Raw genomic sequence first — 20902 nt, 5'->3', positions numbered from 1 at the left:
TTAAAAATTATCCTTTTATAACGCCTCTAGAAATAACAATTTTTTGAATTTCCGAAGTCCCTTCATAGATTTGAGTGATTTTTGCATCTCTCATTAGTCGTTCAACATGGTATTCTTTGACAAAACCGTTTCCTCCGTGAATTTGAACGGCTTCAACACTTTGTTCCATAGCTACTTTACTCGCGTATAATTTTGCCATAGCACTAGACATATCATAATTGTTTCCTTGATCTTTATCCCAAGCTGCTTTCATTACAAGCATTCTAGCAGCTTCAACTTCGGTATACATATCTGCTAATTTAAAAGCAATAGCTTGGTGATTGCAAATTTCAGTTCCAAAGGCTTTACGCTCTTTAGAATATTTAAGCGCCAATTCATAGGCTCCTGAAGCAATTCCTAAAGCTTGTGCAGCAATACCAATACGTCCACCTGACAAGGTCTTCATTGCAAATTTAAAACCAAATCCATCTTCACCTATTCTGTTCTCTTTAGGAACTTTTACGTCATTAAATTGAAGCGTATGAGTATCACTTCCTCTAATTCCTAATTTATCTTCTTTAGGACCAATATCAAATCCTTCCATACCTTTTTCAACAATAAAAGCATTGATTCCTCTATGACCTTTTTCTCTATCAGTTTGAGCAATAACTAAATATACTTCTGCTCGTCCACCATTTGTAATCCAGTTTTTTGTGCCATTAATTACATAATGATCACCTTTGTCAATTGCTGTGGTTGCTTGTGAAGTTGCATCACTTCCAGCTTCAGGTTCACTTAAACAAAAGGCTCCAATACATTGACCAGTTGCCAATTTTGTTAAATATTTTTGTTTTTGTTCTTCAGAACCATAAGCTTCAAGACCATAACAAACTAATGAGTTATTTACTGAAACCATAACCGAAGCCGAAGCATCAATTTTTGAAAGTTCTTCCATAATTAACACATAAGAAATGGCATCCATGCCACTTCCTCCATATTTTGGGTCAACCATAATTCCTAAGAAGCCAAGTTCCCCCATTTTGCGTACAATTTCTTCAGGGAAAGTTTGTGCATTATCACGTTCTATAACGCCTGGAAGCAATTCGGTTTGTGCAAAATCGCGAGCTGCTTCGCGAATCATAATATGTTCTTCGGTTAAACTAAAATCCATAGTAAATTGTGATTATTGATTTGATAAAAAATGATGTCAAAGATAACTTTTTATTAGCATATTTTCAATAATGATTCTTATTTTTACTGAATATGATAAAATCTAGATATAATGTTATTGGTGTAATGTCAGGCACTTCTTTAGATGGAATTGATTTAGCACACATTACATTTGAATTTAATGATGGTTGGACTTACAAAATCAATAATGCAGAAACAGTTCCTTATACAGATTCTTGGAAAACCATACTGACTAATCTCGTTAATCAAGACCAAAATGAATTAAAAAGTATTGATACAAATTATACGATGTATTTGTCTAATGTTATCAATGATTTTATTACAAAAATTAAACTTAGAAATATTGATGCAATTTGTTCTCATGGCCATACGGCTTTGCATCAACCAGAAAATGGTTTGACGTATCAAATTGGAAATCTAAAGCAAATTGCAGAATTAACACAACAAAAAGTCGTTTGTAATTTTAGAGTTCAGGATGTTAAACTTGGCGGTCAAGGTGCACCTTTGGTTCCAATTGGTGACCAAGTTTTATTTTCAAAATATGAGTATTGCCTTAACCTTGGAGGCTTTGCTAATATTTCATTTAAAAAAAATAAAAATCGCATCGCATTCGATATTTGTCCTGTAAATATTGTCTTAAATTATTATAGCGAAAAAATAGGTTTAGAATATGATGCTAATGGAAAGATTGCTGCAATGGGTAAAGTAAATCATTCTTTATTGAAAGCGTTAAATGCTATAGAGTTTTATCAATTAGATTTCCCGAAATCATTGGGATTAGAATGGGTTAATTCTAATGTTATTCCAATAATTGACCATTATCAATTGGAAATTAAAGATGTGTTACGAACTGTTGTAGAACACATTGTAATCCAAATTGTTTTAGTGATAAAACAGAACTCAAAGTCTTCAGTTTTAATTTCTGGAGGAGGTGTTTATAATACGTTTTTAATTGATCGTTTAAAGGATTTATGTCAAAATGAAATTATAATCCCATCCGAAGACCTCATAGAGTATAAAGAGGCTTTGATTTTTGGGCTTTTAGGAGTACTTAAATTAAGGGATGAAACAAATTGCTTGGCAACTGTAACTGGTGCAACTCACAATCATTCTTCAGGTGTCATTCATACATTTAACATTTAACGGAAAGTAATTACTTACATTTGTTCATCTTGGCTTAAGTTTTGAATAAGCAAGTATGAATTATAAAAGATATTTAAAATGAAACATTTAGTATTAGTATTTGCAGTTTTAATTTCAGGTTTGAGTTTTGCACAAATTGATGACAATTGGGAAGACGCATCAGAAAAATTACCAGGCTATGTTATTACCAATAAAGGCGAAAAAATTGAAGGGTATTTAAAGCGATTCCTTAAAATTAAAAGTCAACGTAAAGTCAAATTTTTCAAAACTTTAGATAGCAAACCTATTGTTTACGGGCCAAAAGATTTAAAAGCTTATAAAATTGAAAACGATAATTATGAAACGCATCCATATGAAGGTTTAAGCGGTAAAACAAAAGTGTTTTTACTAAGAACTATTGAAGGTAAAATAAATCTTTTTGATTATTACATTAGAGTTGAAGACGATAAAGGAGCTGAAATGACACTTTCGAAAAAAGGAAATACTGAAGTTTCTTTAGATTTTGATGGCACAAAAATTCAAACAGAAATCCTTGCAGTTAAACAGGAAAAAAAAGGAAATAATTATTTAAAATTTACGTCACCTAAGCTAATGTTTAGTTTTAAAGGCATAATGAGTAAGTATGTTTCTGATTATCCTGAACTTGCTAAAAAGATTAAAAACAAAGAAAAAGGCTATAGAATTTTAGCGATTCTAAAAATTGTAAATGAGTATAACGCGCATTTCACTCACTAATATGAAATCTTTATTCTTAAGTATTTGTACACTTGTAATTACGCTTCAAGCACAAACGCAAGAATTAGCTAATTTCGAGTGGTCTGAATTATCAAATAGTACTGTTGTAGGTGCACAAAATCCTGAATTAGTATTTCCATCAGAATCTGGTTTCACAGTTTATAGCGTAGAAGATATTGGTTCACAATTCTATGCTCCAAAAATCATTTACATTACTAAATTTGATGTTTCTGGTAAATCGTTATCTACTATAGATTTTAAATTGCCCATTCGCTCACGAAAAGATGCAACACTTTTGAAAATTATTGAAGGTGACAATAAATTATATTTCTTTTCTCATGTTGCTGTTAAAAAAGACGGTAAGAATGTTTTATATGCACAAATTTATGATAATGAAACGGATCAAGTTTCAGATACAATCGAATTATATACAATTCCAATTGAGAAAGTAAATAATTCTGGCTTTTTTGAAATTGCAATATCTTCAGACAAAAACACCTTTGCAGTTTTGGTAAATAAACCATTTGTGAAGAAAACCAAGGAAGCTATTAATGTGCTCACTTTTGATGAACATTTAAAGAAACTTTCCGAAACATCACCTACATTGTCTTTTGGTAGTGAACGTGCATATAAAGAAACTTTATTTGTTGAAAATGATGGGATAGTTAATATCATTAAAAAAGAAGATACTTCAAAAAAGCATCCAATTACTTCTATCATAACAATAAAAGGGAATGATGTTAATGAGCAAAAGGTTTCAACAGAAGGATTTTATATTTCAGATTGTAAAGTGATTGCATACAATAATTCGCATTATATATTAGGTTTCGCAACAGATAACGCTAAACCAGTAGTTTCGATGGGTGGAGCAAAAGATAATAGTTTTTTTATCTATAATATTTCCGAAGGACAACTTGTAAAAAATCAAGAATGGTCTAAAGAAACCGTAAAACGTGTTTTAGGTAAAGGTTATATTGATTTAAAAGTAAAGGATATTTTAATCGATAATGAAAACATATACCTTATTGGTGATTGTTATTCTAAAGATAGCGAAGCAATTGAAGGCAAAAACTTTGAATATAATTATACACATAGATTTGGTCCAGGAATAATAATCAAGCTTGATATTAATGGAAATGTAACTTATGACGTGCCTTTAAATTATAGTGAAGATTATCTTAATAGAATGGAAGTTTTAGGTTCATTTTATCCTTTTTTAAATAATGGTAAGTTATTTGTCTTTGCTAATGAAAAGGAATCCAAATTGAAGAATAAAAAAATAGTAATGGGTTATGATAAGATCAATGCGAAAGCAATTGTATTAAAATCTTTTGATGCTGAAGGAAATATAGAAACGATACCGTTTTGGAACAGTAAAACAGGAGGTGCTAAAAAATACACCACATTTGCACCAACCCAAACTTTGCAGATAACAGACAAGACATTTTATATTTATGCCATTGGAAAAGAGATGCATAAATTTGGAAAAATGATTTTGAAATAAAAGTTAATAATTTTTATAATAATATAATGGCTTTACGTTTTAAAGCCATTTATTGTTTTTTATATTTGCTGAAATTTAACTAACTATCTAACATGAAAGACTTACTTCAATCTTACGAAGATAAAGAGCCAGAAATTGTTTTCAATTGGAAAGATCCTGAAACTGAAGCCGAAGGCTGGACAGTAATTAACTCACTTAGAGGAGGAGCTGCAGGTGGAGGAACTAGAATGCGTAAAGGTTTAGATATGAATGAAGTATTGTCTCTTGCCAAAACGATGGAAGTTAAGTTTACTGTTTCTGGTCCAGTCATTGGTGGTGCAAAATCTGGTATTAATTTCGATCCTCGTGACCCTAGAAAAAAAGGTGTTTTAGAACGCTGGTACAAAGCCGTTTCTCCCTTATTAAAAAGTTATTATGGAACAGGTGGCGATTTAAACGTTGACGAAATTCACGAAGTAATTCCTATTACCGAAGAGAGTGGTGTTTGGCATCCACAAGAAGGTGTTTTTGAAGGACATTTTAAGCCTACACAAGCAGATAAAATTAACCGTATTGGTCAATTACGTCATGGTGTAATTAAAGTTATCGAAAACCCTAAGTATTCGCCAAATGTATCTAGAAAGTATACAGTTGCAGATATGATTACTGGTTATGGCGTGGCTGAAGCTGTTCGTCATTTTTATGATATCCAAAATGATTCTGTAGTTGGTAAACGAGCTATTGTTCAGGGATTTGGGAATGTTGGTGCAGCTGCTGCATTTTACTTAGCTCAAATGGGAGCAAAGGTTGTTGGTATTATTGATAGAGTGGGAGGACTCATTAAAGAAGAGGGTTTTAGCTTTGAAGAAATAACACAATTGTATTCAAATAAAGATGGCAATACTTTAATTAGCGATCTTTTAATTCCTTTTGATGAGATGAATGATAAAATCTGGTCATTAGAAACGGAGATTTTTGCACCTTGTGCAGCGTCTCGATTAATTACTAAAGACCAAATTGAAAGTATGATTAGTACAGGTCTGGAAGTTATTTCATGTGGTGCTAATGTTCCTTTTGCTGATAAAGAAATATTTTTCGGCCCAATCATGGAACATACAGATAATAAAGTAAGCCTTATACCCGATTTTATTTCAAATTGTGGTATGGCTAGAGTATTTGCTTATTTTATGGAACGCAAAGTACAAATGACTGATGAAGCTATTTTTAGTGATACTTCAAATACGATTAAAGAAGCAATCAAAAAAGTGTACGATAAAAATCAAACAAAAACAGGAATCAGTGCTACAGCTTTCGAAATAGCACTTACTCAACTTTTATAAATTAACACATGGAAACCATTATAATTTTAGTTTTTGTATTAGGCTATTTAGCCATTACAGTAGAACATAGTATTAAGATTGATAAGTTAATTCCTGCTTTAGTAATGATGGCTATTAGTTGGGCACTTATTTCTTTAGGTATTGATTCTTTTGCGGAGTGGTTTGATTCTGCTAATCATGGTTTAGTTGACGGATTTTCAGCTTTAGGACATGAAAGTAAGATGCATATTATGGAAGAAACCTTATTGCATCATTTGGGTAAAACTGCTGAGATTTTAGTGTTTTTATTAGGCGCAATGACCATCGTTGAAATCATTGATTATTTCGATGGGTTTTCAACTATAAAAAGTTTTATTAAGACGAAAAGTAAACGGAAAGTACTTTGGATTTTTGCTATACTTGCATTCATATTATCCGCAATTATTGATAATTTAACGGCTACAATTGTATTGATTTCTATCTTGCAAAAAATTGTAAAAGATAGAGATGTTCGTATTTGGTACGCTGGATTAATTATTATTGCTGCAAATGCTGGTGGTGCTTGGTCTCCAATTGGAGATGTGACTACTACAATGTTGTGGATTGGTAAAAAGGTAACCACAGGCCATTTATTTGCTTATCTATTTATTCCGTCTTTACTATGTATGTTGGTGCCTACATTTATTGCTTCATACTTGCCTGCTTTTAAAGGAGATTTAGAAAAAGTTGATGATGATAAGGATAAGCCTAAAAGTAAATTTAGTTCAACAATGCTTTATCTAGGTTTAGGTGGAATTGTTTCTGTACCAGTTTTTAAAACGGTAACACATTTACCTCCTTATGTTGGTATGATGTTAGCTTTAGGCGTGGTAGCAATTTTTGCTGAAATTTATAGTAATTCGAAATTTGCGCTTTCTGGAGTAGAATCTGAAGAACATTCAGCACATGCAAATCATAGTCCTGTGCATCATTCTTTATCTAAGATTGAATTGCCTAGTATCTTATTTTTCCTCGGAATCCTTATGGCTGTTGCAGCTTTAGAATCTTTAGGGATTTTATTCGGTTTCGCTGGTACTTTACAAGAAGTGATGCCTATGCTTGGAACAGAATTGCATGGTGAAGGTGTTTCCGATTTAGTAGTCATTCTTTTAGGAGTTGGTTCTGCAGTAATTGATAACGTGCCATTAGTTGCGGCAAGTTTAGGAATGTTTACTGAGCCAATAGATAACGAATTGTGGCACTTTATAGCCTATTCTGCTGGAACAGGTGGAAGTATGTTGATTATAGGTTCTGCAGCTGGTGTTGTTGCAATGGGTATGGAAAAAATAGACTTTTTCTGGTACATAAAAAAAATATCTTGGCTTGCACTTGTTGGGTTTTTAGTAGGAACTGTTGCATTTATGTTTACAAGAACATTATTGTAGTTCATATACTTTTGATCTAAATTAGACGTTATTACACTAATAAAATTAATTTCAATACGATACTTATATGATATTACTAAGTAATATTCAAGGTGGAACTGAGTTAGTTACTGATTCAGAATCTGTCGAAAAAACATTATCCATTATTGAGTTGATCAGTAGTGGAGGATTGGCTGGACAAGTTATAATTGCTTTGTTATTCGTTCTCTTAATAGGTGTTATTTATATTTATTTTGAGCGCCTATTTGCTATTAAAGCAGCTTCTAATGTCGATTCTAATTTTATGAATCAAATTAAAGACCACGTTAGTAACGGTAAGATTGATTCTGCTCAAATGCTCTGTGCTCAAGTTAATACTCCTGTCTCTAGACTTATAAATAAAGGCATTACTCGTATTGGTAAGCCTCTTGAAGATATCAATACAGCCATTGAAAATGCTGGCCGATTAGAATTATATGGCTTAGAAAAGAATGTAAGTGTGCTTGCAACGATATCTAGTATTGCTCCAATGATTGGATTTCTAGGTACAGTCATTGGAATGATACTATCTATTTTCGAAATTGCTAATTCAGGTGGACAAATAGATATCAAACAATTATCTGATGGATTATATACTGCTATGACCACAACTGTTGCTGGCTTAATTGTTGGTATTGTTGCATATACTGCTTACAATCATTTAGTGGTTAGAACAGATAAAGTTGTGTATCAAATGGAATCAAACTCATTAGAATTCTTAGATCATTTAAACGAGCCTATTTAATGAACATAAGAGGTAGAAATAAAGTGAAGCCAGAATTCAATATGTCGTCAATGACAGATATTGTATTCTTGCTATTGATATTTTTTATGCTCGCTTCTACATTAGTAACAACAAATGCTATTGACATTTTGTTGCCTACTGCTAGTGGGAAAACTGAAAATAAGCAAACGGTTTCAGTTAGTATAACTAAAGACCTTAACTATTATATTGATCAGAAATTGGTTGGTGGAAGTGTTCTCGAAACGGAATTAATCTCAATGCTTTCTACCCAAGACCAGCCAACAATAGTATTGCGTGCCGAAAAATCGGTTCCTGTTGAAAATGTAGTTAAAGTAATGGATATCGCTAATCGAAATAAGTTTAAAGTTATTTTGGCCGTAAAACCAAATAGCTAATATTTTCGGAATGAAGTTTGCACTTGCAACACTATGAAGTACCTAAAAACAAAACACCAACGTAATTCAGCTAAAATAACTACGCTTATCATGGTTATTTTAATATTGCTATTGTTTGTGGTTGGACATACATATATGGATCCTCCTGAAGAATATGGTGTTGCTGTGAATTTTGGGAACTCACCAGTTGGTTCAGGTAATATTCAGCCTACTGAACCAATAAAATCTAGACCTACTGAACACGTTGTAAAAGAAGAAACTCAAGCTGATAAAGCGCAACCTGAGGAAACGACTCAAGCAAATAATCAAGCTGAAGATGTTTTAACAACCGAATCTGCTGAAGCCATAGCAATTAAAAAAGCAGAAGAAGCTAAAGCAAAGGCTAAAGCTGAAGCAGAACGTCAAGAACAACTTAAAAAAGAAGAAGCAATACGTAAGGCTAAAGAAGAACAAGATAAAAAGGATAAACTCGATGCGCTTATTGGAGGTGTGAAAAATTCTGAAGGGCCAACTAAAGATGGAGAAGGTCCTGGTGACGGACCAGGAGATAAAGGGGATTTAGATGGAAGTCCGTATGCGCCTTACAAAGGAACTCCAGGTTCTGGAAATGGAGGCGTAGGTTATGGATTAAACGGAAGAGGTACACCAGATTATGACATGTTTGATGGTTGTGAAAATGAATATGGATTAATAGTTGTCGATATTGTTGTTAACAGAAACGGTCAAGTTATTGAAGCTACACCTGGAGCAAAAGGGAGTAATAATGCTACAACTTGTTTAAAAACGCAAGCTAAAAAAATAGCGAAGTCTTATAAATGGCCTGCAGATTCTAAGGCACCTGCCCGACAATATGGTAAAGTTAGCGTGAACTTTACACCTACAAATTGATGAACTATCAAACGACTGTCAATTGGATGTTCAAGCAGTTACCTATGTATCAAAATCAAGGGGAATCTGCTTATAAAGTTGATTTATCAAATACACTTCTTTTAGCAAAACACTTAAATCATCCTGAGCAGCATTTTAAAAGTATTCACGTTGCTGGAACTAATGGAAAAGGATCAACTAGTCACATGCTGGCTTCAGTACTTCAAGAAGCAGGATATAAGGTTGGATTATATACGTCTCCACATTTAAAAGATTTTAGAGAACGAATTAAAATCAATGGTAAAGAAGTTAGTAAACAGTTTGTTATTGGATTTATAAAACGAAACCTCTCTTTTTTAAAAGCGAATCACTTGTCATTTTTTGAGATGACAGTAGGAATGGCTTTTGAATATTTCAATAAACAAAATGTTGATGTTGCTATTATTGAAGTAGGATTAGGTGGTCGTTTAGATTCAACCAATATCATTACTCCAGAAATTTCAGTCATTACTAATATTGGTCTTGATCATCTTCAATTCTTAGGAAATACTTATCAAGAAATAGCTATAGAAAAAGCAGGTATAATTAAGCATAAAATTCCTGTTGTTATTGGTGAGACGCAAAAAGAAACTAAAGATGTATTTATTACGGTCGCGAAAACCAATGTTTCCGAAATCTATTTTGCCGATCAACTTATAGAAGAAAATTTTGAAAGTGATTTAAAAGGGAACTATCAAACACACAATATAAAAACAGTTATTCAAACTATTACTGTCTTAAATCGCCAAAAGAAGTTTCTTATCTCTAATAACTCCCTAATTGACGGACTTAAAAATGTTGTAAAGAATACAGGTTTAAAAGGCCGTTGGCAAATATTACAAGAATTACCCAAAATTATTTGTGATACAGCTCACAATAAAGAAGGTTTATCTTTTGTGGTAAAACAATTGGAAGATGAAGCTTTTAAAGCCCTTCATATCGTTTTTGGGGTTGTTAATGATAAAGACTTAGACTTGATTTTGCCATTGTTGCCTAAATATGCGGCATATTATTTTTGTAAGCCGAATATTCCTAGAGGAATGGATGAAAATCTTTTAAAGGATAAGTTTCTCAAAAATGGTTGTGTTGGTGAAAGTTATAGCGCAGTAAATGAAGCACTTAATTCTGCTTTGCTAAAGGCAAAAACAGAAGATTTAATTTATGTAGGTGGTAGTACATTTGTTGTTGCTGAAATAATTTAATTTTTTTTATAAAAAGCTTTTGCTAATTAAAAATCTAGACTATATTTGCAGTCCAATAAATAGGGCGCGTAGCTCAGTTGGTTCAGAGCACTTGGTTTACACCCAAGGGGTCAGGGGTTCGAATCCCTTCGCGCCCACACTATTAAAAAGTTCGCATTTAATGCGAACTTTTTTGTTTTTATAATTATTGGGTCATTAACTCAGTTGGTTCAGAGTGTTACCTTGACAGGGTAGAAGTCACTGGTTCGAATCCAGTATGACCCACTTTTATTTAGATATTAGTTATATATAATCTAAAACTCTTTCTAAAGCCATTCCTCTGGAGCCTTTTATAAGTAAGTATTTGTTTTTTAAAGGCGAGTTGATTAATTCATTTTTTAAGTTTTCAAAAGATTTAAAAGTTGAAACATTTTTAACTATGTTCTTTGTTTTGAAAAAGTTTTCTCCTACCAAATAAATGTGTTCAATATTAAACGTTTTAGAATAGTCTGAAATAGATTGATGCTCAAATTCAGCATCTTCTCCTAATTCAAACATATCACCTAGTATGGCTACTTTTCCCGATTCGTTTAAACTTCCGAAATTATCTAATGCAGCAATCATACTTGTTGGGTTGGCATTATATGCATCAAGAATAATTTTATTAGAATTTTTTTCAATAATCTGAGAACGATTATTAGTAGGTTTATAGTTTTCTATCGCTTTACAGATAGAGCTGTCATCAACTTTAAAATGTAATCCAATTGCAATGGCAACAGCGATATTATTATAATTATAAGCTCCAGTTAAATGTGTTTTAATTTCAATTTTATTAAACAATAAATTAATAAAAGGCTGTGCACTTGCCATTATTGTATTTGAGCCAAACAATATGGTCTTTTTATAATCTCCAATTTGTTCTATTTGCTTTGCGTCACTCTTATTAATAAAAACAACTTTATGATGAGACATAAGGTGATCGTATAATTCAGACTTTCCTTTGATAACACCTTCAATACTGCCAAAACCTTCTAAATGTGCTTTTCCAAAATTGGTAATGAAACCAAAATCAGGTAGCGTTATATTTGATAAAAATTCGATTTCTTTTTGGTGATTGGCTCCCATTTCAACAATGCCAATTTCGGTGTCTTTTGTAAACTTAAGTATGGTTAGTGGTACTCCAATATGATTATTGAGGTTTCCTTTTGTAGCACTTGTTTTATAAGTTGTAGATAAGACAGCATTAATCAATTCTTTTGTAGTTGTTTTGCCATTACTACCCGTTAATGCTATAATTGGAGTGCCAAGTGTCTTTCTGTGATGAGTAGCTAAACTTTGTAATGTTTCTAATACATTCTTAACTAAAATGCACTTATCATGTGTAGCATATTTTGCTTCATCAATAATAGCAAATTGTGCGCCTTTATTAAGAGCTTCTAAAGCAAATTTATTTCCGTTAAAGTTATCTCCTTTTAGGGCAAAAAACATACAGTCAGAATCGATTTTCCGAGTATCTGTAGATATAGTGCTACACTTTAAAAAAGAGTGGTAGAGTTTTTCGATTGTCATGAAATAAATTTAAATAAAAAAGTCCTAACGTTTTTAGTTAGGACTTCTTTATTTTATTGAAAATAATTTTTAGTTTCTTTTCTTACCTCCTTGAGATTTAGAACCTACTCTAGACATAGCACATCTAAATCCGATATAATCTGTAGCCATATCTTGTGGGAAGTATCTACGTTGTGCTGGATCAATCCAATATGCTCTATCTCTCCAAGAACCACCTTTGTAAACTCTTACTTCATCATTAATCATAGAAGTTCTTTGGTTTGAAGTATCATATTCTTTTAAGATTTTACCTGTAGAATCTCTTTGAATATTATGTTTAGGTGAGTTATACATTTTTCTAGTTAAACTAGCTTCAGAGTTTTCACCTTCTTCTTCGTCAAAATCTGTAGCATAACTTCTTGATGACCTATTATCACCATCTCTAAAGTTTCTATTATCACTTCTGTCAAAGTTTGTTCTTAAATAAGTTTCATCTTCATCAACGGCAACTTGTAAAATTTCTCCTGGTAAGTTTCTTGCTACTATTTGACCATTACTTAATGTATCATATACAATGTCGTCTGGAGTTACAACTTTTACAGTTCCATCTTCATTAATTGCATTTTTAGTATATACGTTACCTCTATAGTAGTTAAAATCACTAAACTCATCATCAACAATTGGGCGATAAACATCAGCTACCCATTCGGCAACATTACCAGCCATATCATATAAACCATAATCGTTTGGCTCGTAACTCATAACTTGTGCTGTAATATCAGCACCATCATCAGACCAACCTGCAATTCCACCGTAATCCCCTTTTCCTTGCTTAAAGTTAGCTAACTGATCACCTTTAGTTTTTCTTTTCCCAGAACGTGTATATTGTCCATCCCAAGGATATTTTTTACGACCTCTATAAACATTAAAGCTTCTTAATTCACTCATACCTAAAGCAGCATATTCCCATTCCGCTTCAGTCGGTAGTCTATAATCTGGAGAAATAATACCAGATTCTCTTCTTGCATATTGGTTAATTGTATCTCCTGCAGCCGTTGTTTGTACTCTTTTTCTTGACTTTTCAGGATTTATAATACTATCACTTCCGCCATAAGTTAGTGTTGGAGCATTTATATATGTATCTGTACTAAAATTGCTATCGGCAGAAGACGATAAATGTGAATCTCTTTCTAAGTAACCAGCATTTTGAAGATCCATTTCTGCAACTCTATCTGTTCTCCAGCTTGCAAATTCAACAGCTTGAATCCAACTTACACCTACAACCGGATATTCTCCATAACCAGGATGACGTAAATAGTTTTCAGTCATCATTTCGGCATAACCTAATCGGTTTCTCCATACTAATGTATCTGGTAAAGCACCTTTGTAGATTAATCTGTAGTTTTCTTCTTCTGGTGGATATGTTCTTTTTATCCAATCAAGGTATTCAGTATACATTTTGTTTGTAACTTCACTTTCATCCATATAAAATGACTGTATGTGTTGTTGATTAGGAGTATTATTCCAATCATGCATCACATCATCTTGAACTTTACCCATTGTAAATGTACCACCTTCAACGAAAACTAAACCAGGACTTGTTTCTTGTTCTTGGAATTTGTCATTATATTGAAAACCACCATTTTTGTCGTTAATTTTCCATCCTGTGGCTCTTGAACTATTCTTGTCTGAAGAGTTTCTGCTACAACCAACAATTGTTAAAGATATCATTAGGGCTAATAGTATCCTTAGGTTTAAGACGTTTTTCATATCCATACTTTTAAGTAAGCTAATTAAATTTTAGAGACGCAATATAGCAATTAAAGGTAAAATAACAACATTTTTTGACAAATAGATTGAAAAAAAGTTGCATTTCATCCTGTTTTTTATGCAATATAACGGACTTTTACTCAGTTAATCGATGTATTTTGACTTTAATAACGGTTGGTTAAATCAAATATTGTTGTAATTTTGAATAAAAAAGTGAATGGCTATAATAACATAGCCTTATAGTCGTTATTTGTACTATGAAAAAACTGTTACTCTTATTTTTTATTGTGTACAATGTTTTTGCCTTTGCACAACAAAAACAATTTTCAATCCAATGGGATGGTACTAGAATATTAGAAACACCAACTTTTCAAGTTGAGTTGCCTGCTTTTAACAAAGAAAATTTTAGTTACAGTGATTCCGAAGGATTATTTTATGTGTCGCAATGGGAAATAAATACATTGTTGAATGAAAAATCTCTTACGCTTTCTAATGTATCTTATGTTACAATGTCAAGCAATGATTTAAAAGCGTTATCTAAAGACTTAATACCTAATGCTCCAAAAGTTAAGCTATCAAATTCTGTTGATCGAAATAAAATTTCTGCTTTTCTAAAAATTAGTCCAATTATTAATGATAATGGGGTTTTTAAAAAAATTACATCGTTTACTATTAATTACTCTTCAGGTTCATCTGCTGTAAATAGAAATGCAGCAAATACTCAGGAGATTGTTAATTCTGTTTTGAGTACAGGGAAATGGAGGCGTTTTTATGTTGACAAATCAGGAATATTTAAACTTTCTAAAAGTTTTTTAGAAGATATAGGTGTTAATACAAGTGCAGATCCGAGATCAATAAAGATATTTGGTAATGGTGGAGCAATTGTTCCGATGCCAAATAATGAATTTTATCCTAATGACCTTGCAGAAAATGCTATACAGTTTGTTGGCGAAGAGGATGGTGTGTTTAATGATGGAGATTATATTTTATTTTATGCCGAAGGACCTACTGGTAATGTAGAAGAAAGTGATATCAATACCAATATTAATCCTTACACTAATAAGACCAACTATTACGTTAATTTTGGAGGTGATTTTGGAAAACGTATTGAAACCACAATTCAGCCTAATGAAAACCCTGATTTTACCGTGAATACATTTCAGGATTATAAATTTCATGAAGTTGATGAATATAATGTCGTTAAATTAGGAAGACGCTGGTTTGGTGATCGTTTTGATATTGAAAATGAAAAAACATTTACATTTAATTTCCCGAATTTAGTGACCACAGAACCCGCTAAACTAAAAGTTTATGGAGCAACTGTGTCTGAAGTGCCTACAACAATGTCTGTTAAGGTGAATTCTGCAGATGTTGCAAATTTAAATTTTAATGGAGTTTCAGATGGTGTTCTTGGAACTGGAGCTTCTTATGAAGGTAATTTACTTCTTAATTCTTCAGAAGTTGCTGTCAATTTGCAATATAATAATAATGGAAACCCGTCATCGTTAGGGTATTTAGATTATGTGTCAGTTGAAGCTACTCGAGACTTAAGTTTTACAGGAGGTCAAATGCATTTTAAAAATAATATTGTTCAAAATACGAGTGGAGTTGTTGAGTATTTGATGTCTAATACTTCTAATGTTAAAGAAGTTTGGGACATTACAGATAAATATAATGTAACTAGTATATCTAACCCAGATCAAGTTTCTAACTTTAGTTTTAAAGCTGTTTCTGGAACACTTAGACATTATATAGCATTCAATAATCAAAATTTTTTTGAGCCTTTAAGGGATGCGAATACATTTGTAAGCAATCAAAATATAAAAGGGACTATTTTTCTAAATAACCAAGGGGAATTCCAAGACATTGATTATATCATCGTTACTCCAAATAATATGTTGTCTCAAGCTGAACGACTTGCAGAAATTAATAGGCAACAGTATGATTTAAATGTTAAAGTTGTTACTTTAAAACAGATCTACACTGAATTTAGTTCAGGGAACCAAGACATAGGAGGTATAAGAAATATGATCAAATATGTGTATCATAATGCAAGTGTTCCAGATAAAAGGTTGAAATATTTGTGTCTTTTTGGTGATGCCTCTTTTGATTATAAAAACAGAATAACTAATAATACCAATATAGTACCTTCTTGGTTTTCATATAATAGTTTCAGTCTTACAAGTTCTTTTGTGTCTGATGATTTTTATGTGATGATGGACGATAATGAAGGAACGATGGAAGCTTCAAATAAAGCTGATATTGCTGTAGGTAGAATTTTGGCAAATTCGCCTCAACAAGCAAAACAATTGGTTGATAAAATTCAAGAGTATTATTCTGTTGACTCTTATGGAAGTTGGAGGAATAATGTTTTAGTGATTTCAGATGATGTCGATATTGGTAGTTTTGAAGGCGAACTTCAGCAAACAACCGATGATATAGCAAATATAATTACACAAGAAAAACCGTTTTTAAATGCAATAAAGATTCACTCTGATGCATTTCTTCAAGAGTCTTCTTCTGCTGGTGAACGCTATCCTCAGGTGAATAAAGAAATAAGAGATGCTATTGAAGTTGGAGCGCTTGTGGTTAATTATTTTGGGCATGGAGGTGAAGATGGCTTGGCAGCAGAGCGTATTTTTGATAAAATTGATTCCCAAGAGGTTTCCAATGCTTGTAAGTATAACCTATTTATAACAGTTACTTGTGAGTACACTAAGTTTGATGATCCTTTAAGACATACAGCAGGAGAGTTTACATATTGGAATACAAAAGGAGGAGCTATAGGTTTAGTTACAACGACTAGACAAATTTTTGTAAGTTTAGGTCAGGCTTTTAATGTGATTATGGAACCTTATCTTTTTGCTTTTGGATCAAATGATTACCCATCTGTAGCAGAAGCATTACGCCAATCTAAAAACGATCCTAGTATAAGTAGTAACCCACAAAAACCATTAGTTTGGTATATTGGTGATCCAGCTATGAAATTATCTTTCGCTAAACCAGATGTTAGGCTAACAAAAATTAATGATGTGCCCATTGGTGGAGATACAGATGTACTTCAAGCTTTAGGTAAAGTGAAGTTGTCTGGTGAAGTTGTTAACGAATCGGGCAATTTACTGTCTGATTATAATGGCATATTAACAGCTACTATTTTCGATAAAGAAATTGAAAGACAAACATTAAATAATGACAATCAAACTAATAATGGTCAACCTGTAGTTATGGATTTTAAAACCTTAGGAGAGGTTATCTTTAAAGGTCAGGCTACTGTTGCTAATGGAGAATTTGAATTTGAGTTTGTCGTGCCTAAAGATATAGGTATCCCTGTTGGTCCTGGGAAAGTGAGTTTCTACACAATGAGAACGCTTCCTCTTGAAAATAGAGCAGGATCTAGTTTTGATATTCAAGTTGGAGGAATTAATGAAAATGCAGCTGAAGATAACATTGGTCCAGTTATTAATCTTTATATGAATGATGAAAATTTTGTTTCTGGTGGTATTACCAATGAACAACCTTCACTCGTAGCAAAACTACAAGATGAAAATGGAATTAATACAGCTAGTGGAATAGGTCATGATATTGTAGCAATTCTTGATGGTGATGAAACAAATCCTTTTGTTTTAAATGATTATTATCAAGCTGATATTGATGATTATCAAAATGGAAAAGTGAGTTACCCTTTTAGAGATTTATCACCAGGCTTACATACATTGTCACTTAAAGCTTGGGATGTTTATAATAATTCATCTACTGCTGAAATAGAATTTATTGTATTTGATAAAGATCAAGAATTGATTATTGATAATGTATTGAATTACCCAAATCCGTTTATTGATTATACTGAATTTTGGTTCAATCACAATAGTTCTGATGTTTTAGACGTTTCAGTACAAATATTTACTGTTTCCGGTAAGTTGGTAAGAACATTAAACGGACAAACTAATGGAGGAAGTAAAGTGACAAGTTCTATATCAAAAGACATTGTTTGGGATGGTAGAGATGACTTTGGTGATAAAATAGGTAAAGGAGTCTATATTTATAAACTAAAAGTAAGATCTAATCGTTTAAATAAACAAGTTGAAAAAATTGAAAAACTTGTAATACTATAATAAAGATTTATATTTGCCTAATTGCTAGGCAACTTGAAATTGCCGAAAAAGATAACAAATTACAGATGAAAAAATACATTTTAGCCCTTATTACAGTTTCATTATTTAATATTACTAATGCACAAGAAACTGTTGTCATCCCTAATAGTACAGATTCTAGAGTAATCACTACAGGAGTTCCGTTCTTGTTAATTGCTTCAGATGCTCGTGCAGCAGGAATGGGAGATATTGGTGTTGCTACATCAGCAGATGCAAATTCTCAACAATGGAACCCAGCAAAATACTCATTCTCTTTAGCGAAATCTGGTATTGGAGTTAATTATACACCTTATTTAAGTCGATTAGTTAATGATATTTTTCTAGGAAATTTTACCTATTTTAATAGGCTGAATGAACGTAGCGCATTTGCGGTTAGTTTTAAATATTTTAGTCTTGGAGAAATTGAAATTGTACAAGATGAGTTTTCTGAAGCCTTAATAGAACAACCAAATGAGCTTACATTTGATGCGTCATATTCTTTGCGTTTAGCCGATCAATTTTCAATGGCTGTTGCCTTACGTTATTTACGTTCAGATTTAAGAATTCAAGCTGTAGATGCAAATGCTGCTGCTGCAAGTTCTATTGGTGTAGATATTGCAGGTTACTACCAAAGTGAAGAAGAAGCATATGATAGTTTTAACGGACGATGGAGAGCTGGTTTTGCCATACAAAATTTAGGGCCAAAAATTAAGTATGATGATGGTGGTCGAGAAAACTTCTTGCCAACAACATTACGATTAGGTGGTGGTTTTGATTTTATATTTGATGACTATAACAAACTAGCAGTTACAGCTGAAGTTACAAAACTATTAGTGCCAACGCCTCCAATCTTAGGAAGAGAGTTTGAATATACCGACAATAATGGTAATGGTAAATATGATGCAGATGTAGATGATTTAGGGAATGTTGTTGATGATAGAGTTATTGTAGAAGGTAAAGATAATAATGTAGGTTTTGGCAAAGGAATATTCCAATCTTTTGGTGATGCACCAGGAGGTTTTAGTGAAGAATTAAAAGAGTTTACCTATTCTTTAGGAGCAGAATATACATACCAAGATTCATTTGCGTTTAGATTAGGTTACTTTAATGAAAGTGAAGAAAAAGGTGCACGTAAGTTTTTTGCTTTAGGAGCAGGATTTAAATACACCACAATAAATATAGATTTATCATACTTATTCTCTGCCTCAAAAATACAAAGCCCATTAGAAAATACATTGCGTTTTTCTCTTGTGTTTAACTTTGGAGATAATGAATATGATGAATACTAGTATACAGTATTAATTTCTAATAAAAGGACTATTGTTTTAATGAGCAATAGTTTTTTTGGCTAATACAACATCAAATGAAGGATATAAAAATTGAGTCTACTTTAACCGTTTATGATAACTTTAATGAGTTACCTTCTGATATTGCTTCCCTAATGGAAAAAGCTATAGAAGCACGTAAAAATGCTTATGCACCATATTCAAATTTTAGCGTAGGTGCAGCAATTTTATTAGATAACAATCAAATTGTAACCGGAAATAATCAAGAAAATGCATCGTATCCTTCAGGCTTGTGTGCAGAACGTACAGCAATTTATTATGCAGGTTCTCAATATCCTGATGCAAAGATTGTGAAAATGGCTTTAACTGCAGGTTCAAGAATCAGCCAAACAATTACGCCAATTCCTCCTTGTGGTGCATGTAGGCAGGCAATTGCTGAGTATGAAGTAAAGCAAAAAACGCCAATTGAAATCTATTTTATGGGTGAAACTGGCAAGGTTGTGAAGTCTAATTCTCTTGCAAATTTATTACCTCTAGGATTCGATAGAAGCTTTCTATAACGATTTCGTAATAATTTAACGATTTTCGGTTTTTTCCTTATTAACTAAAGTGTTACTTTTGTTATTCGTATTAATAATTAACGTAACTAATGCAAAAAATCACAAAAGAAGTTTACCTTAAATGGTATGAGGATATGTTATTCTGGAGAAAGTTTGAAGACAAGCTTGCCGCAGTCTATATTCAACAGAAAGTGAGAGGGTTTCTTCACTTATATAATGGTCAAGAAGCTGTCTTAGCTGGAGCATTACACGCAATGGATCTTACTAAAGATAAAATGATTACTGCATATAGAAATCATGTTCAGCCTATTGGTATGGGTGTTGATCCTAAACGCGTCATGGCTGAATTGTACGGAAAAGCAACAGGAACTTCTCAAGGTCTTGGTGGTTCGATGCATATCTTTTCTAAAGAACATCGTTTTTATGGTGGTCATGGTATTGTTGGAGGTCAAATTCCTTTAGGTGCTGGACTTGCATTTGGAGATAAATATCATGGAGTTGATGGTGTTACTTTATGTTGTTTTGGTGATGGAGCTGCTCGTCAAGGGTCACTTCATGAAACCTTTAACTTAGCAATGCTTTGGAAATTGCCTGTAGTATTTGTTTGTGAAAATAATGGTTATGCGATGGGAACATCTGTTGAGCGCACAGCAAACCATACTGAAATATGGAAACTTGGTTTAGGTTATGAAATGCCTTGTGGACCAGTTGATGGTATGAATCCTATTAAAGTCGCTGAAGCTTTTGATGAAGCTATTTCAAGAGCTAGACGTGGTGATGGACCAACATTCTTAGAATTAAAGACATATAGATATAGAGGGCATTCAATGTCTGATGCACAACACTATAGAACTAAAGATGAAGTAGCAGAATACAAGAAAATTGATCCTATTACTCAAGTGAAAGATATTATCTTAGAAAAGAAATATGCTACAGAAGATGATATTAAAACCATTGATAAACGAGTCAAAGCATTAGTTTTAGAATGTGAGAAATTTGCTGAAGAATCACCTTATCCAGAAAAGAGTGTGATGTATGACGCAGTATACGAACAAGAAGATTATCCATTCATACAACACAAAATATAAG

General features: G+C 32.5%; 16 protein-coding genes and 2 tRNA genes. 15 read left to right on the top strand and 3 right to left on the bottom strand.

The features are described 5' to 3' along the window. Window positions 1–7 precede the first annotated feature (7 nt). Window positions 8–1150, bottom strand: coding sequence for an acyl-CoA dehydrogenase (locus tag MUN68_RS13225; protein WP_249996033.1), 1143 nt, complete (start codon window positions 1148–1150; stop codon window positions 8–10). A gap of 92 nt (window positions 1151–1242) precedes the next feature. On the opposite strand from MUN68_RS13225, the gene MUN68_RS13220 reads away from it, so the two are divergent. The 11 genes from MUN68_RS13220 (at window position 1243) to MUN68_RS13170 (ending at window position 10804) form a co-directional block, all read left to right on the top strand. Then, complete coding sequence (locus tag MUN68_RS13220; protein WP_249996032.1) at window positions 1243–2313, top strand: anhydro-N-acetylmuramic acid kinase; 1071 nt, start codon at window positions 1243–1245, stop codon at window positions 2311–2313. Window positions 2314–2391: 78 nt separating this feature from the next. Beyond that, complete coding sequence (locus tag MUN68_RS13215; RefSeq protein ID WP_249996031.1) at window positions 2392–3048, top strand: hypothetical protein; 657 nt, start codon at window positions 2392–2394, stop codon at window positions 3046–3048. Window position 3049: 1 nt separating this feature from the next. Next, window positions 3050–4552 carry a hypothetical protein gene (locus MUN68_RS13210; protein ID WP_249996030.1) on the top strand — a complete coding sequence of 501 codons (1503 nt, stop codon included), beginning with the start codon at window positions 3050–3052 and terminating at the stop codon, window positions 4550–4552. 92 nt (window positions 4553–4644) lie between these two features. Then, window positions 4645–5871 (top strand): Glu/Leu/Phe/Val dehydrogenase dimerization domain-containing protein, encoded by a 1227-nt coding sequence (locus MUN68_RS13205; RefSeq protein ID WP_249996029.1) that lies wholly within the window; start codon window positions 4645–4647, stop codon window positions 5869–5871. An 8-nt stretch (window positions 5872–5879) separates the two neighbouring features. After that, the gene (nhaD, locus tag MUN68_RS13200; RefSeq protein WP_249996028.1) at window positions 5880–7274 is read left to right on the top strand and encodes a sodium:proton antiporter NhaD; all 1395 of its coding nucleotides are present in this window, start codon (window positions 5880–5882) and stop codon (window positions 7272–7274) included. Window positions 7275–7341: 67 nt separating this feature from the next. After that, window positions 7342–8037 carry a MotA/TolQ/ExbB proton channel family protein gene (locus tag MUN68_RS13195; protein ID WP_249996027.1) on the top strand — a complete coding sequence of 232 codons (696 nt, stop codon included), beginning with the start codon at window positions 7342–7344 and terminating at the stop codon, window positions 8035–8037. Further along, window positions 8037–8432, top strand: a complete 396-nt coding sequence (locus MUN68_RS13190) for an ExbD/TolR family protein (protein ID WP_249996026.1) — start codon at window positions 8037–8039, stop codon at window positions 8430–8432. Before MUN68_RS13195 ends, MUN68_RS13190 begins: the two co-directional genes overlap by 1 nt. 33 nt (window positions 8433–8465) lie before the next feature. Further along, entirely contained in the window at window positions 8466–9320 is an 855-nt protein-coding gene (locus MUN68_RS13185) for an energy transducer TonB (RefSeq protein ID WP_249996024.1), read from the top strand. Further along, the gene (locus MUN68_RS13180; RefSeq protein WP_249996023.1) at window positions 9320–10540 is read left to right on the top strand and encodes a bifunctional folylpolyglutamate synthase/dihydrofolate synthase; all 1221 of its coding nucleotides are present in this window, start codon (window positions 9320–9322) and stop codon (window positions 10538–10540) included. The genes MUN68_RS13185 and MUN68_RS13180 overlap by 1 nt, the downstream gene beginning before the upstream one ends. A 62-nt stretch (window positions 10541–10602) precedes the next feature. Then, window positions 10603–10677, top strand: a tRNA-Val gene (locus MUN68_RS13175). Between the two features lie 52 nt (window positions 10678–10729). After that, window positions 10730–10804 (top strand) — tRNA-Val (locus MUN68_RS13170). A gap of 18 nt (window positions 10805–10822) precedes the next feature. Here the strand turns inward: MUN68_RS13170 and MUN68_RS13165 are convergent. Together MUN68_RS13165 and gldJ are read right to left on the bottom strand one after the other, a co-directional pair. Beyond that, on the bottom strand, window positions 10823–12088 hold the full coding sequence (locus MUN68_RS13165) for a UDP-N-acetylmuramoyl-tripeptide--D-alanyl-D-alanine ligase (protein ID WP_249996022.1): 1266 nt from the start codon (window positions 12086–12088) through the stop codon (window positions 10823–10825). A 69-nt stretch (window positions 12089–12157) separates the two neighbouring features. After that, the gene (gene gldJ, locus MUN68_RS13160) at window positions 12158–13843 is read right to left on the bottom strand and encodes a gliding motility lipoprotein GldJ (protein WP_249996021.1); all 1686 of its coding nucleotides are present in this window, start codon (window positions 13841–13843) and stop codon (window positions 12158–12160) included. Between the two features lie 251 nt (window positions 13844–14094). Here gldJ and porU point away from each other — a divergent pair, with 251 nt between their 5' ends. The 4 genes from porU (at window position 14095) to pdhA (ending at window position 20901) form a co-directional block, all read left to right on the top strand. After that, on the top strand, window positions 14095–17949 hold the full coding sequence (gene porU / locus MUN68_RS13155; RefSeq protein ID WP_249996020.1) for a type IX secretion system sortase PorU: 3855 nt from the start codon (window positions 14095–14097) through the stop codon (window positions 17947–17949). Window positions 17950–18014: 65 nt separating this feature from the next. Further along, window positions 18015–19256: a type IX secretion system outer membrane channel protein PorV gene (porV, locus tag MUN68_RS13150; protein WP_249996019.1), complete on the top strand. Its 1242-nt coding sequence runs from the start codon at window positions 18015–18017 to the stop codon at window positions 19254–19256. A gap of 74 nt (window positions 19257–19330) precedes the next feature. Then, complete coding sequence (cdd, locus tag MUN68_RS13145; protein ID WP_249996018.1) at window positions 19331–19813, top strand: cytidine deaminase; 483 nt, start codon at window positions 19331–19333, stop codon at window positions 19811–19813. An 89-nt stretch (window positions 19814–19902) separates the two neighbouring features. Next, window positions 19903–20901, top strand: coding sequence for a pyruvate dehydrogenase (acetyl-transferring) E1 component subunit alpha (gene pdhA, locus MUN68_RS13140; protein WP_249996016.1), 999 nt, complete (start codon window positions 19903–19905; stop codon window positions 20899–20901). Window position 20902: the final 1 nt, after the last annotated feature.

It is taken from the genome of Psychroserpens ponticola (genome assembly GCF_023556315.2).
GTDB lineage: Bacteria > Bacteroidota > Bacteroidia > Flavobacteriales > Flavobacteriaceae > Psychroserpens > Psychroserpens ponticola.
Note: the sequence above shows the minus strand (reverse complement) of the source record. Positions and strands in the feature narration are given on the sequence as shown.